Raw genomic sequence first — 14,930 nt, 5'->3', positions numbered from 1 at the left:
TTAAGATACCCGAAAACGCCAGCCCTCTCACACTGAGACCCAGCGAGCAGTTATAGAAAGAATTTTACGAATATGAAGCGCTAGCGAATAGCTAGGTTCGAATGACCTTCTAGGTGAAAGACGGGCAGATAGTGGGCATTTGAATCCAACTTCATTTCAGAATGATGCTGATCGAGGAAGTCAAATCGACGCACTGTAGAGCCGACCTTATAAGAAAGCGTATCACCATCAAATTCGAAATCCGTCGCCACCGTTGACCCTCTCACCGTTACACCACGCTCACTAAGAATAAACTCTTCACGAGCATATGGCGCCACGTCTTGCTCTACCCACTTGCCATAAATCACAGACTTAGAAACTGGTGGATTGATATAGCGTGTGATCAAATCACCATACATCATAAATACAACTATCGTTCCTACGATCGCCGTTAGCATAAGCGAACGTTCGATCCATTTACGAAGTGGCGATTTTGTAGAGATATTTTGCTCTGATTGAGCAGCGATAGCAGCATTCTTATTTACAACTGAAGACATGAGGCTCACGTGTTTGAACTAGACGGGAACATTGTACCCCCATCGACCAAACACAACCAAGCATCACGCTCACGATGTTTGTGCTTTATTCCAAAAAATTACCTTGCTAACTTTTGAATAAAAAGACAATATTAAAGCATAAATAAACACAAGGAATGGCTGTAGTGAAAATTCGTAGTACTGCTCTGGTTAAAGGATTCCGTCAATCCACACCTTATGTGAATGCTCACCGTGGAAAAACCATGGTACTAATGCTAGGAGGCGAAGCGGTTGCCGACAAAAACTTTGGTAATATTATCAATGATATTGCTTTAATGCATAGCCTTGGTATTAAAGTCGTTGTTGTTTATGGTGCCAGGCCACAAATCAACCAACTACTAGAGAAACAAGATCTTACTACGCCATACCACAAAAACGTTCGAATCACAGATGAAGCCGCGCTTTCGGTAGTTATGCAAGCCGCAGGACAACTTCAACTGGCGATAACCGCGCGCTTATCCATGAGCCTTAACAACACGCCAATGGCGGGTACCCAGCTTAACGTTGTGAGCGGCAACTTTGTCATTGCTCAGCCACTCGGTGTTGATGACGGCGTCGACTATTGCCACAGCGGACGCATTCGTCGAATCGATACCGATGCAATCCACCGGACACTCGATCAAGGTTCAATAGTATTACTCGGCCCAATCGCCAGCTCAGTGACAGGGGAATGCTTCAACCTACCCTCAGAAGAAGTCGCGACTCAACTAGCGATTAAGCTTGGTGCAGATAAATTGATTGGCTTCTGCTCTGAGCAAGGGGTTATTGATGATAATGGTAACGCCGTCGCGGAACTGTTCCCTATTGAAGCCGAGCATGTCATCACGAAACTCATGGCTGACACCTCACCAGATTCCGACTATAACTCCGGAACATTACGTTTTCTCAAAGGCTCGATTTCTGCTTGCCGTGCAGGTGTGCCAAGAAGCCACCTAATCAGTTACAAAGTTGATGGCGCACTCATTCAAGAATTGTTCTCTTTCGATGGTATCGGTACGCAGGTTGTGATGGCCAGTGCCGAACAGGTACGTGAAGCGGACATCGATGACATTGGCGGTATTTTAGATCTGATTCGCCCATTAGAAGAACAAGGCGTGCTAGTAAGACGCTCTCGCGAACAGCTTGAGCAAGAAATCAATAAGTTCACCATCATTGAGAAAGACGGCTTGATCATCGGTTGCGCGGCTTTGTACCCATATATCGAAGAGCAAAAAGCAGAGATGGCTTGTGTGGCGATCCACCCAGACTATCGTGATGGAAACCGTGGGTTATTGCTACTGAACTATATGAAGCATCGTTCAAAATCAGACAACATCAATCAGATCTTTGTGCTGACCACACACAGTCTGCATTGGTTTAGAGAACAAGGCTTCTATGAAGTGAATGTTGATTACCTTCCGGGAGCAAAACAAGGGCTGTATAACTTCCAACGTAAATCGAAGATTCTGGCATTAGACCTCTGAAGAATAACAAAACGTTATTTATTCAGTATCTATATCATTATGCAAAGCTTTACATTGACATTGGTCGCAATTTAACCTTTTCAATATACACATGGTTGGTTATACTCTGCGCGACAAACGGTTGGTTTTTAATCAACTCACAAATGGATCTAGGTGAATATTGTTCACCCTAAAGTGCAGAGCGAGCTCCATCGCGCTGCATGACGTATCAAGGACAGTTGTTACTCTTAAAATGAATAAGATGAGCACTGTTATGAGAACCATTATTTGCAATTCACTCCAAAGCTTTTGGGATATGGCGGATAACCATTTTCTGGAAGGGCTCGACGTCCATTGCGTATTCCCCGTCAATGACGCCATTAAAGATTTTATCTTGGCTTACCAACAGCAGTACAAAATTCGCAGCGTGTCATTTACCAATGCGTTTACACAAAATTAAAAAAGACCGAGCATCACGCTCGGTCTTTTTGTACGTATGCTCAGTGAAAGGCCATAATTAATAACGTCGAGAATATAACGAATAGAATGACTAGTAGTATCAACCAATAAACCACGCTAACCTTAATGAGCCATTGAGGGCTTATGTTGCGTACATCGCTCAGCCCCCGCTTTTTCCCAAGTCGAGGAAATGCGATGGTCGCAAGGAGGCTGGTGCCATAGATAAGAGAGCCAAAATGAAAACCGGAGCTGATGGCTAGCTCAACTTCAGAAAAATGTCGCTCGTTGAAAGCGTACTGTTTTACATTTTTGGGTGTAAAGAAGACGAGAAAAGCGCCTAGCACTACAAACCAAATAAACAACGCAGCACCTGATACAAAAAAAGCGATAAATGCGATATGTAGAAGCCAGGAAAAATCCACGGTCAGACCTCATTCGACATCAAAGCTCAAACAATATCGTCGAAAAAGCATAGGGTTCAATGCAGGTCGAATTACTCAGACATAAAAATGGCGGGATTACGACCCGCCACATAAAAACATATTCAGTTCATGAAAACTTCTCACTTTTGAATGAGTAGACTCAATGTCTAAGTCGCTCAACCAACCCACTCGCTCGGGTGGTTTTTACTTTAATTCCGCGCTTGAGAACATTCATCTCAGCGAACATCGCAAGGCGTTTCTTCGCGCGAGTAATACCTGTGTAGATCAGCTCGCGAGTAAGGATTGGGCTGAAATCTGGTGGCAAAATCATCAGCGTGTACTCAAATTCACTGCCCTGTGATTTATGAATCGTCATCGCATATGCGGTTTCATGCTCAGGGACTCGGCTTGGCAGCACCGACTTCACGCTGCCATCCGGTAGTTCAAAGAACACTTTAAGACGCGGCTCTCCTTCGCTGTCGTCTCGCATACAAATACCGATATCACCGTTATACAATCCCAAGCCATGATCATTACGCGTGACCATCACTGGCCTGCCGTGATACCAAAGTTCATCTTGGGTTTGAATCAACTTACGTGCCGCGAGTGCTTTTTCAATGCGTTGGTTTAAACCGGTCACACCAAAATCACCTTCACGGATAGCACACAATAATCGGCATTGATTAAAGGTATCCAACACGGCTTTAGCTTTGTGGGTCAGTGTTTCTGGTTCCCCTGTCTTTTGGTCAATCTCTTGCTGTCCGATGCGTTTTAAATAACGACCATATTCGGCAACCAAAGTCTGCATCATCTGATTGTAGTTTTGGCTACTCAGTGCGAAATGCTCGATATCAGCAAAATCACGATTCCAAACGTCGTCTACTTTTGCGGCTGAGCCAGCATTGACCGCTTTCGCTAGCTGACCGATACCGGAGCGAGCATCGAATCGGTAACTCTTTTGCAGCATACATAAGCTATCGGCAATCGAAGCATTACTGTTGGTGCTGTACGCCAAGGTGTCAAAGCCTGTTAACTTCGCGACCGCAGACGCCTGCTCTTTGCCAAAGCCAAATGCGTGGAACGAACAGATATCACCGAGCACCGCACCTGCTTCTACCGATGCCAATTGATCTTTATCTCCGAGAAGAATCAAACGTGAATGTTTTGGTAGCGCATCGACGACTTTGTACATCATCGGCAAATCGACCATGGAGGCTTCATCCACCACTAAAATATCGAGGTGCAGCGGATTTTGTTTGTTGTGACGAAACTCTGCACTGTTTGGAATCGCGCCCAACAGGCGATGCAAAGTGCTCGACTCGGTTGGAATTTTCGCTTTAAGCTCAGGCTCCACTGGCAACTCTTGAATCGCTTTACCAATCGACTCCGTCAAACGTGCTGCCGCTTTACCCGTCGGCGCCACCAGCTTGATAGTGAGATTTTTCTCTTGTCCTGCTTGCTCAATCAATGCGGCAAGCAGTTTGGTTACCGTAGTGGTTTTACCCGTACCCGGACCACCAGAAATCACCGCGAAACGACGTGTCAGAGCCACCGCTGCCGCGACCTTCTGCCAGTTAACACAAGCCGATAGTGGTACAAGCTTCTCCAGCACTTGCAGATCGTGAACTTGTTTCGCTTGGCAGACTGCCGCATCAATGGCAGCCCAATCGAGAATGTCTACAGTAACCACATCCAAATGGTCACAGACTAATTGCTGGCGTAGAACTTGGTTGCTGGTTCCCGACTCTGTCGCTTTGGCTAATGCATTGAACAGAAAGTGGTACTGACGAGCAAATAAATGATGGAGCAACTCAGACAAACGTGTGAACTCTTGAGGCTGAAGGTTTACAGCCGCACTGAGTTGATTGAGCTTGTCCGCCAACGTCACTTCATAGTGCCAGTAACGATGCAGGTAGAGACGCTCGCCATCAAACATCATTGGCAAAGCTTCACCTTGAGTGCCAACCAAAGGCGACGCTTGTAGAAGCTCAACCCAATTAACGCCTTGCAGCTGAGTATTAAGCGCTAACGCAGACTCCCCAAACAGACCGAGCTTACTGGCAAGGTCTGTTGGCTGCCCTTGGCTGTCAAACAGAGGCAAGCAGATGTGTCCTTTCCCTAACTCACTACTGACCACGCCAGCAATAAATGCCAGTTCTTGGCTGTTCGCTTGTTGCTCAACTTGCGAATAGATAAAGCGCGCGAACTGGAAATCCAATTGGCGAATCGCTCCTTTGTTTGCCAACGATTCTAAAGTTGCCAATAGTTCTCGTGTTGCTAAAGGGCTGCTTTGCTCAGAAAGAAGATCATTGGTTTTCATCAAATTAACTCCATCTGACCCGATTCACTGGATCGTGTGTCAGGTGCTTGACCATCAATCAAATGATCCATCTCTTGTAAAAATTCAAAGGTTGGCTTGGCAGAAAAAATACCGTGATCACTTTGCCCATCCATACCACGCAAGAACAGGTAATAAACGCCGCCAAAGTGCTGTTCATAATCATAATTTGGCAATCTGCTACGCAAGAAACGATGCAGCGCCAAAGCATAGATTTGGTATTGCAGATCGTAGCGATGATCCGCCATCGCCGACTTCAACGCATCGCCATGATAGTGGAACACATCATCACCTAAGTGATTCGATTTCCAGTCAAGGACGTAGTATTTACCTTGGTGCTCAAACACCAGGTCAATAAAGCCTTTCAACATTCCTTGCACGGTTTGGAAACCCAGATCGCCCGCTTGGGCAGACAGCGGATCATGACGTTGAATCACGCGGTTCAATGCTGGTGCAGATAGCACTTCAATCGGTAATAAGAATTCCATCTCAACCAAACGTTGCGCCGGACCTTTCTGATTGAGAAGCAGTGCTTTGCTATCCAAAGGCGTTGCCAGCACGGTATCAATCAACTGTTGCAGGATTGGTAACCACTCTTCATCAAGCTGCTCACTTTCCATTAAACCGAGGATGATTTGGGTGTTCTCTTCCGTCGTCGCAGGTTGAGTAAACTCAATTTCCTCAAATAAACTGTGCAGGAAGGTACCCGGGCGTGCGCCACGTGGGAAGTTGAAGATAGAGCGTTCTGGCTCAACCAATTCCGCTTCATCTTGCTCTTCTGAAGAATCGATATCAAAGCCGGTGATTTCAATCGTCGCGTCGTGTTCAGCATGATGAGAACCTTGCTTAACCAAGCCCGAGTAACTGGTGATGCGCCAGTTTCTATCAATTGGATTTTGCAGCTCTTTGGCAGTCAACGCTTCTAACTCGGTTTGCTCCGCAACATACATCTCATCGTGCTGCTTTGGAGGCTCACAAATCACCACGTTATCGAGATTCTCTTGTTGCTTCTTCAATCCTACAAACAGGTCGTTGATGCCGCCTTCTTGACCATTTTGCACCAAATAACCAATCGCACTGTGATGCACACCGGTTGGCTCTTTGGTTGAGCGACCATTGCGCAGTGGTGAAGCACCAATAAAGCAGGCATACACGGCACGCGTTAGCGCTACATAGATGAGGCGCAAGTCTTCAGCAAGGCGCTCTTTATCTGCCTGTTTTAACGACGCATCATTGCCCGTGATATCAAGTACGGTGCGGTCGTTCTCAGCGTCGTAGTATTTGGCTTCACTCGCTTCTCGGTAACCAAACACAAATGGCAGAAAGACCAAGTCATATTCCAGACCTTTGGATTTGTGAATGGTGACGATTTGCACCAAGTTACGCTCTGATTCCAAACGCTGAATTTGATCATCGCTGCCACCCAGCCCATGTTCTGCATCGCTGATGGATTGCGCCAACCAACGCAGCAAGCCGTGGTCGCTGTCTAATTCGTTGCTCGCTTGCTGCAGTAACTCACCAATGTGCATCAGATCGGTAAGCACTCGCTCACCGTTTTCGCTTTGTGAGCTCGCCCCTTCTTCTAGCAGACGCTCAGCAATATGGCGCTTACTGATCACTGCTCGCAGCATAGGTAGCACACCACGTTGCACCCAAAGCTTACGGTATTCTTTGAACTCGTTAACCGCATTTTCCCACACGGTTTCGTCGTTGTTGAGGGCGTCTAAGCTGGCTGCATCCAGAGCGAACAATTCTGATGCTAGGCTGGCGCGTAATGCTCTGTCGTTTTCTGGTGTTAATACCGCTTGCAGCAAACGCTGTAAGTCTTGCGCCACAGAGCTAGTAAACACACTATCGCGGTTGGACAAATACACACTAGCAATGCCTTGGTCTGCTAACGCCTGCTTGACCATGCGACCTTCGCTACCCGTTCGCACCAATACTGCAATGTCGCCCGCTTTAACTGGCTTCTGCTTTTCGCCATTAACCAAGCACGCTTGACCCTGTTGCGCTGCGGTCAAAATGGTTTGAATTTGGCTCGCTGTCGCCTCTGCCATGGCGGTGAGGTATTCACCTTTTGGCAAAGGTTTATCCTCCGCTTCTTGCAGCCAATAAGTCAGTGCAGGTTGCTTTTGACCACCCATGGTCCAAACGCGTTTGTCAGCGCTTGGGCTGTAATCCACAGCGTGGAATGGAATGTCGGAGTCATAAATAAACGGGCTATCTGGCAGAGCAAAAATCTGGTTCACTGCCAATACCATATCGGCACTTGAGCGCCAGTTGGTGCCAAGCGTGTAGTGAGCACTAACTTGGTTACGAGCTTTGATGTAGGTGAAGATGTCTGCACCACGGAAACCGTAAATCGCCTGTTTCGGGTCGCCGATCATAAACAAACCGCACTCAGGATTTTCCAAATAAATGCGGCTGAAAATGCTGTATTGCAGTGGGTCGGTATCTTGGAATTCATCGATCATCGCAACCGGATAAAGCGTGCGAATGCGCTCTGTCAGTAGTGCGGTTTCATCGGTATCAATCGAGGCAGAGAGCTGAGTCAGCAAGTCATCGAATGACAACCATTGTTTCTGATTTTTTGCTTTTGCCAGCATCACGCGACAATGCTCAATTGCGTGAGCCAATAGCGGCGCTTTTAAACTGATTGGGTTGGCAAGGAAAGCTTCAATCGCCTCAAACACAGGGTGCTGTGGCGCAGTGCCTTTCGGAGTTTTCTCAAACAACACATTCTGCGCGAACTTCTCGAGCTTATCTGGATAGTCATAGCCCGTGGTTTCTGTCGAAGCCCATACGTTGACCGCTTCTAACCACGTCGGCAAAGACTTTTTGGTGTAGCTGCGTTTGTTGACATCGGAATCAGAAATCAGTGTGAGGAAGTCATCTTGGCTATCACTCCATTGGGCTTTCAAAGCATCAATTTGCTTTAGGTTTTGCTCATGCAAATCGGCAAGGCTACCTTGCATTGCTGGGACAGAGAGACTTAGCGGCGCGCCCGTGAGGTAGTTACTGATGTCATACAGTAGATCCGATGGCGAGCCCCATAGTTGGCGCACTTCTCCAGCCAAAGCGAATGGCAGAGGGTAGAAGTTACGACGCCAGTAATCGGCAACCACTTGCGCTTTTAGGTGGCTTTCGTCCGTTACAAATTCATTATTGAAACGGCTACCGGATTCGAATGCGTTTTGCGTCAGCATGCGTTGGCAGAAACCATGAATGGTGTACACCGCGGCTTCATCCATTTGGCGCTCTGCTTGCAAAAGGATCTCGGCGGCTTGTTTATGATCCTCGATTTCTTCCAACAAAGGCTGAATCACAGGATCTGAGCTTTGTCCGCGAGCGAATGCGATCCTCGCGTCGTGAATACGCGCACGAATACGATCACGCAGCTCCGCCGTTGCAGCTTCGGTAAAGGTCACCACCAGAATTTGATCCACGGTCAACGGCACGCAGTGCTTCGTCTCGGCAGTGCCATGCCCTAGTAGAAGTCGCAGATACAAACCCGCGATGGTAAAGGTTTTACCCGTACCCGCCGAAGCTTCAATTAGCCTTGCACCATGCAGTGGAAAAGTCATGGTTTGCAGTGGAGTTGGAACTGACATTTGCGCCATAACGCTGAATCTCTCCGGATTATCGACTGATCGAACTGTGATCTATCGTTAAAAATTCTATTAATATGTCTAATAGGTTGGAATATTTAGACCTTTGTGGGATCTCACTCACGGTTATCATTACGGAGTACCGTTAGTATGCGCCTCACGAGATAAGCCAAGCCTTTCAGGCAGCTACACTCAAACGAATCATGGTCCCTCTGACCTTGTGGCCGTACAGCGAACGCCCTACAAAAAATAATGATTTTCTGGCGGCCACCCTACTCTCTTTTTTATCTAAATAATCCAACTTACTTTTCATCATCGGCATCCATCGCCGTCAATCTTGCGCCTTGAAGAACCAATGCAGTCAGCGTGCGAACTTCTGCTGCAAGCTCATCATTCCAAGCAGACCAAATACGCGAAATATACGCATTGTTTCCTTCGCCTGGACTCATGTAACCATCATTGAATACATCCGCCATTTTCTTCAGCGATTTCTCTTCGTCATCAGCCCAGTGGCCACGACTAAAGCCCGCTTCGACACACGCCAGTGCTGTTTTCGGGAAATATGGCAATGGCTTGGTCATGCCTTCAAAAAACAGACGTACTAATTCAGCAAGCAGTTGTTTTGCTTGTGCAGCATCTGCCATTGCTGGGTAAATCAAATGCACCGCGCCTTCCTTGCGGTCATAACCGATAACGTGGGTCTTTCTAGCCTGACCAGAGGCAGACATAGCAAGATGATCGATCCATGCAGCAAGGTAATCCTGCGCACGAATTTTACCGCTGCGGTAGCGAATCAAACCAGATTGATAGCATTGAGTTAGCCAACCGGTTAGACGGATGTTTTTTCCTTCACCAAGCACATCGAAAGTAAGGTCGATTTCTAAATCGTCTTGTGGAGCACCGGATAAAAACGCCAACTTATCCACCAGCTCTTCCGCTTGCACGCGGTTGGTTTCAAACTCGATATCACCAAATGCGCCAACCGGTAATTTACCCTGTGCGCGTTGCTCACTCATAAAATGTTTGAGTACGTCTGCTTTTGCGGACGGTTGAGTAATGGCGGTTTCGAGCAAGGTTTCCAATAGCTCATCGCGCATCTGATAGCTTTCTAAGCCGCCTAATACAAAGGGCTCGTCATCTTCCATCACAGGCAATGGCGGCTCGAACATCACTTTCAAACGGCGGTTAAAGAAATACTGAACAGGCAAACGCCAGAAGCGTTGTAATTCCACCAAGTCCAACTCGATTGGGAAGGTTGCGCCAAGTAAGTAATCATCCAATGCGCGGTTAAACTCGCCACGCGCATGACCTTGCGATTGATTGCTTTGGGTCAACGCCGCTGGAATCCACTCTTTGGCATAGCTTGAGTGAGAACCTTGGAATGCACTTGGGCTGAATGGCACCATGGCATGCACATTCACTAACTCGTTGAGTAGTTTATCTCCCGAGTCATCGACGGGCTGGTCTTGATCGCCATCTAGGCAGTAGTTCTGATGGCAATATTCCATCAATTCAGACACCAGAACAGACGGTACTCGTTCGGTGTTATCTTGAATAGAACGCCCAACGTAACTGATGTACAAACTTTGCTGCGCTGACAACATGGCTTCTAAGAATAGGTAACGGTCATCGTCTCGACGTGAACGATCACCCGGTTTAGTGCGCCCCGTCATTAAGTCAAAACCTTCCGGTGGCATTGAACGCGGGTAAACACCATCGTTCATACCAAGCAGACACACGGTTCTAAATGGGATCGAGCGCATCGGCATCAAAGTACAGAAGTTCACTTGCCCAGCAAGGAAGCGCTGACTGACCCGTGTTCCTGACAGCTTGTTTTGTAGATACTGGCTTACAATAGAAGGCGACAAGGCATCATCAAATGCCGCATCGGTTAGCTGTTCTTTCAGTTGGCTTAAGGTATCTCGAATCGACTTGAGCGCCATTTCCCCTTCTAACTCAACGGAGAAGAAGTCATCCAACATCGCCACCAAGGTTTCACGCCATGCATCAATCGACTGAACATGGGAAAGTTTGCGGCGATATTGGCTAATTTGTTGAATAAAATGGGCTAACTTACCAGCAAGTTCTGCGCCCATGCCTTGCACTTCATTGTATGGTGAGAGGCTACCTTCTTGCGCTTCAAACAAACCGGCAGATTCTGGCATCGCGTAACCTAATAACATACGCTGAATACCAAATTGCCATGTGTTTTGGCGTGTTTCTGGCAGTTCAAATTCGCTGCCCGTATGGCTATCTAGCCCCCAGCGAATGCCGGATTCTTCCACCCATTGTTTGGCTTGAAGGAAATCATCTTCGCTGAGATCGAATCGCTTCAAAATCGCCGGCGTTTCTAACAGCTCAAGTAATTCAGAAGCCAAGCAACGTGTATTCGGTAAATTAACAAGTTGCATGAAAGCCGCCAAAATTGGGCTTTCTTGATCGGCCGTTCGGTCTGAAATCGAGTAAGGAATAAATCGCTCACCCGGCGCATTGCCGAACACCGCCTGAATCGCAGGGCTGTAGGCATTGATGTCTGCCACCATGACAATAATATCGCGCGGTTTCAGTGTCGGATCAGCATCGAACATTGCCAAAAGCTGATCGTGTAACACTTCCACTTCTCGCATTGGGCTGTGGCAAGAGTGCAAGCTCAGAGATTTATCACCCAAACTCACCACTTGTTTGTGCTGACTGCTGTCGATTTGCTCGTCGTCTTGGTGCTCTTCTAAATTAAGAATGTCGGCTTGAAGTTGATGGAGCAGACTGTCGCGCTCGACATCAACAAAAGCTTCAATCTCATGGGATTCGAGCTGCGACAACAGATACATGTTATCGCGTCCAAGTTTACCCATCGACGCCAACAAGCTGTTACCCACCACATCGGTATGCAGCTCATCCACCACGTTTTCTTCTAGTGAACCTTTTAACTGCTCACTCTCACCTTGTACTTCAGAATGGTCTTCTTGCCAGACCACGTGCTGACGATGTTTTGCTGCTAGGCGAGCTAGGAATTTACGGTCGCGTACCTCACCCCAGTAATAGCGACAAGGGTTGGTAAACATCAAGTGCACATCAATGTGTTCACCAATGGCTTTGAGCGCATCCATGTAACGTGGCGGCAGTGAAGAGATACCAAACACAAACAGACGCTTCGGCAGATGGTCAAAGTTACCGTTGAAGTTTTCGAGCGTATCAATGAAGTGTTCGTACAAATTGGCACGATGATAAGGCGATTGCCCAAGGGTAACCGTGTGGTCGTACAATGCTTGCCACAAAACTGGCTGCCATGGGTGTTCGTCTTCAAGTTCAGGTACCGTTTGTCCGGCTTCCCAGCTTGCAATCCATTCTGGGCGATACACCAAATAGCCATCGAAGATATCAGCAATTTTCTCTGCCAATTGATACAGCTTGGAATTGTCAGTGTCGTCCTGAAGATAACGAGCCAAAGGTTCGAATGATGCTTCGTTTAGTAAACCCGGAAGCAAGTGCATCAGCTTCCACGTCATGGCTTCTTTGTTGAAGGCACTGCGCTTAGGCACATCAGCCAATACTTGGGTGAACATGTCCCAAATGAAAGTCGCTGGCAACGGAAATTCTAGGTTTGCCGCAACACCAAACTCTTTCGCCAATTCCATTTTTAACCACTGAGACATGCCCGGGCTTTGAACCAGAATTTGCTCTTTTTCGAATGGGTTTTCTAATGGATTGATGCGAATCAGTTCAACAAGAAGTGATTTGAGAACATCGACCTGATTGGAGTGATAGACAGTAAACAAAGTAGGAGCACCGAATGCCAATGGAAACTGCTAGCAAGCTTAGCACAGCCACATTTATTCCTAGAGCGATCTCGATAGCTTAAATAACAAAAGGTTAGAGAACACTCAAACTCTGCGCAAATAACCAGCAACTGACATTTGTAAGTCACGTCTTACACGCAAATACAAAGCGTGACATCAGTCACAACTATTTCATGATAAAAAACACTGTTTTATAATTCACGCAAATTTTTATAACAATACCCATCAAATTGAATATTGAGTGAAAGGCGAAGAATCACGGGGTTCAAGTCATCTTGATTTCACGCTGAGTCGCACTTTGTTCTTGATTTGATAGGGATGAAAAAGCACTGGAATACCAAAACTATGTTGCTCAAATTTTCTTCAAATAGCGCTTGGCTGATTGCATTTTTTGCTTGCTTTGCGCTTTATCTGTCGATCTCTTGTTACCCATTTTTGCTGTCAAATAATCAAGCAGAACCGCTCACCTTTCTGCAAGAATATTATTTACTTGCTACACAATTTGGCTGGTTGGGTTTAATTGCTCTTCCGCTGATGCTGGGTTGTTTATTGCTGTCCTTTTTACCGACGCACATGTTCAAAGTCGTTGTGATCACCATTGCCATCACACTCTTGATCATGTTGAAAGTCGATATCCTCGTTTTCCAGCAATACAAACTGCACATCAATGGCCTGCTGATCCGCATGTTCTTCGAAGGCGGTCGTGACGTATTTGAAATCTCTTGGATGAGTTGGCTGATCTTTATTAGCGACATTGCACTGCTCGCCATTGGCTTGGCATGCACCGTTTGGTTAGCCAATAAACTGGCTCAGAGCCGAGCAAAGTTTGTGATCGTTGCGGTTTGGTTTGGCTTGTTGCTAAGCACTCAGGTTATCCATGCCTATAAGAACGCACTCTATGACGACGAAGTCAGTCAGTTCTCGAATAACTGGCCTCTTTACTACCCATTAACGGCGCGTAAGTTTATCTATCGTCATCACTTGGTGGATGAAAATATGGCCTCACAAAACCGAGTGGAGCTGAAAAACATTGAAAGCAGTTCACTGAACTACCCACTCGCCCCTGTAAATGTAGAACCTAAATCTAAACAGCCGAATGTGTTGTTCATTCTGGTTGATGCTTGGCGCTACAGTGATGCAACACCAGAGATCATGCCAAATGTCAGCAAGTTCACCGAAAAAACGGTCAATTTCTCTCAACACATGAGCGGTGGTAACTCTACTCAAGCGGGCATTTTTAGTCTGTTCTATAGCTTGCCAGCAACTTACTGGGACAGCTTTTATGCGAGTCAGAAATCCCCCGTCTTCATGGATACCCTACAAAACCAAGGCTATCGAATGGGTATTTTTGGTTCAGCACCATTAACCAGCCCACCTTTGTCGCGCACCGTCTTTAAAAAGGTGAAAGATCTCACCCTTAAACAAACAGGCGAAACACAAATCAAACGTGACCAGCAGATCACCGATGAGTTTATTCAGTTTCAAAAGCAAGATAGCGACAAACCGTATTTTAGCTTCTTGTTTTACGATTCGGCTCATGGCACCAGTTTTCCAGAGCCTGAGTTTGCTAAATTCAAGCCTTACTGGGAACGTGTCGATCATATTCTTCTGAACAACGAATTTGACGCCTCGCTTTATCATAACCGCTATAAGAACTCGTTGTATTTCATCGACAGTTTGATCGCAAAAGTGCTGAAGAATGTCGACCTAGAGAACACCATTGTGGTGATTACTTCCGACCACGGAGAGGAATTTAACGACCATAAGATGAATTACTGGGGCCATACGGGTAACTACAGTGATACTCAAGTGCATGTGCCGTTATACGTTTATCTTCCAGATCATCAGCCAGAGCAGATCAACTACCGCACCACACACTATGACATTGTGCCAACTCTAATGAACGAGCTATTCGACGTTCAAGGCGACACACAATCATATAGTGTAGGACGAGACCTATTTGATAATTGTGTACCACGTGATTGGTTCATTGCGGGCAGTTATTACAACTATGCGCTGGTAGGGAGAGAAACCATGTTAGTGGTAAACCCAGGTGGGCACTCTCAACAGCTCAATAATCAACTTAAAGTAGATACGGAACATCAAGTGCCAGTGAACGTGATTCAAGATTCTCTCGATGAAATGTCGCGCTTCTATAAGAAAGGATAAAAAGAACGCACGCCCATCAGACAGGTAGGCATAGTGAAGAGAGGTAAGTTTCGAATTGCCATCTTCTGCATGAGAACTCTCGCTACAATGGCCGCGGTTACTAAAGTTTGATGTATTAAA

8 protein-coding genes are annotated in these 14,930 nt (G+C 46.6%); 3 read left to right on the top strand and 5 right to left on the bottom strand.

Going from position 1 to position 14,930, the window contains the following annotated elements:
• Positions 1 to 80: 80 nt before the first annotated feature.
• Positions 81 to 536, bottom strand: coding sequence for a DUF2850 domain-containing protein (locus tag ACLIIY_RS02405; RefSeq protein ID WP_005436607.1), 456 nt, complete (start codon positions 534 to 536; stop codon positions 81 to 83).
• Between the two features lie 164 nt (positions 537 to 700).
• Between ACLIIY_RS02405 and argA the strand changes: the two genes are divergently transcribed.
• A complete protein-coding gene (argA, locus tag ACLIIY_RS02400; protein ID WP_033005369.1) occupies positions 701 to 2,038 on the top strand; it encodes an amino-acid N-acetyltransferase in 1,338 nt (445 codons plus the stop codon).
• A gap of 253 nt (positions 2,039 to 2,291) precedes the next feature.
• Complete coding sequence (locus tag ACLIIY_RS02395; protein WP_009707458.1) at positions 2,292 to 2,477, top strand: hypothetical protein; 186 nt, start codon at positions 2,292 to 2,294, stop codon at positions 2,475 to 2,477.
• Positions 2,478 to 2,517: 40 nt separating this feature from the next.
• Here the strand turns inward: ACLIIY_RS02395 and ACLIIY_RS02390 are convergent, their stop codons facing one another.
• From ACLIIY_RS02390 to recC, 4 genes are all read right to left on the bottom strand, one after another.
• Positions 2,518 to 2,898: a hypothetical protein gene (locus tag ACLIIY_RS02390; RefSeq protein WP_434528074.1), complete on the bottom strand. Its 381-nt coding sequence runs from the start codon at positions 2,896 to 2,898 to the stop codon at positions 2,518 to 2,520.
• Positions 2,899 to 3,058: 160 nt separating this feature from the next.
• Positions 3,059 to 5,218 carry an exodeoxyribonuclease V subunit alpha gene (recD, locus tag ACLIIY_RS02385; RefSeq protein ID WP_434528073.1) on the bottom strand — a complete coding sequence of 720 codons (2,160 nt, stop codon included), beginning with the start codon at positions 5,216 to 5,218 and terminating at the stop codon, positions 3,059 to 3,061.
• Complete coding sequence (gene recB, locus ACLIIY_RS02380) at positions 5,218 to 8,856, bottom strand: exodeoxyribonuclease V subunit beta (RefSeq protein ID WP_434528072.1); 3,639 nt, start codon at positions 8,854 to 8,856, stop codon at positions 5,218 to 5,220. The genes recD and recB overlap by 1 nt, the downstream gene beginning before the upstream one ends.
• A gap of 290 nt (positions 8,857 to 9,146) precedes the next feature.
• Positions 9,147 to 12,620 carry an exodeoxyribonuclease V subunit gamma gene (gene recC, locus ACLIIY_RS02375; protein ID WP_434528531.1) on the bottom strand — a complete coding sequence of 1,158 codons (3,474 nt, stop codon included), beginning with the start codon at positions 12,618 to 12,620 and terminating at the stop codon, positions 9,147 to 9,149.
• 366 nt (positions 12,621 to 12,986) lie between these two features.
• Between recC and ACLIIY_RS02370 the strand changes: the two genes are divergently transcribed.
• A complete protein-coding gene (locus ACLIIY_RS02370) occupies positions 12,987 to 14,810 on the top strand; it encodes a DUF3413 domain-containing protein (protein ID WP_434528071.1) in 1,824 nt (607 codons plus the stop codon).
• Positions 14,811 to 14,930 lie beyond the last annotated feature (120 nt).

It is taken from the genome of Vibrio sp. K4 (assembly GCF_051122595.1).
GTDB classification, from domain to species: domain Bacteria; phylum Pseudomonadota; class Gammaproteobacteria; order Enterobacterales; family Vibrionaceae; genus Vibrio; species Vibrio owensii.
Note: the sequence above shows the minus strand (reverse complement) of the source record. Positions and strands in the feature narration are given on the sequence as shown.

Bases quoted from the DNA above. Each gene is read 5' to 3' on its own strand.
- recB (WP_434528072.1), bottom strand. From the start codon at position 8,856: ATGGCGCAAATGTCAGTTCCAACTCCACTGCAAACCATGACTTTTCCA.
- ACLIIY_RS02405 (WP_005436607.1), bottom strand. From the start codon at position 536: ATGTCTTCAGTTGTAAATAAGAATGCTGCTATCGCTGCTCAATCAGAG.
- ACLIIY_RS02395 (WP_009707458.1), top strand. From the start codon at position 2,292: ATGAGAACCATTATTTGCAATTCACTCCAAAGCTTTTGGGATATGGCG.
- ACLIIY_RS02370 (WP_434528071.1), top strand. From the start codon at position 12,987: ATGTTGCTCAAATTTTCTTCAAATAGCGCTTGGCTGATTGCATTTTTT.
- recD (WP_434528073.1), bottom strand. From the start codon at position 5,218: ATGAAAACCAATGATCTTCTTTCTGAGCAAAGCAGCCCTTTAGCAACA.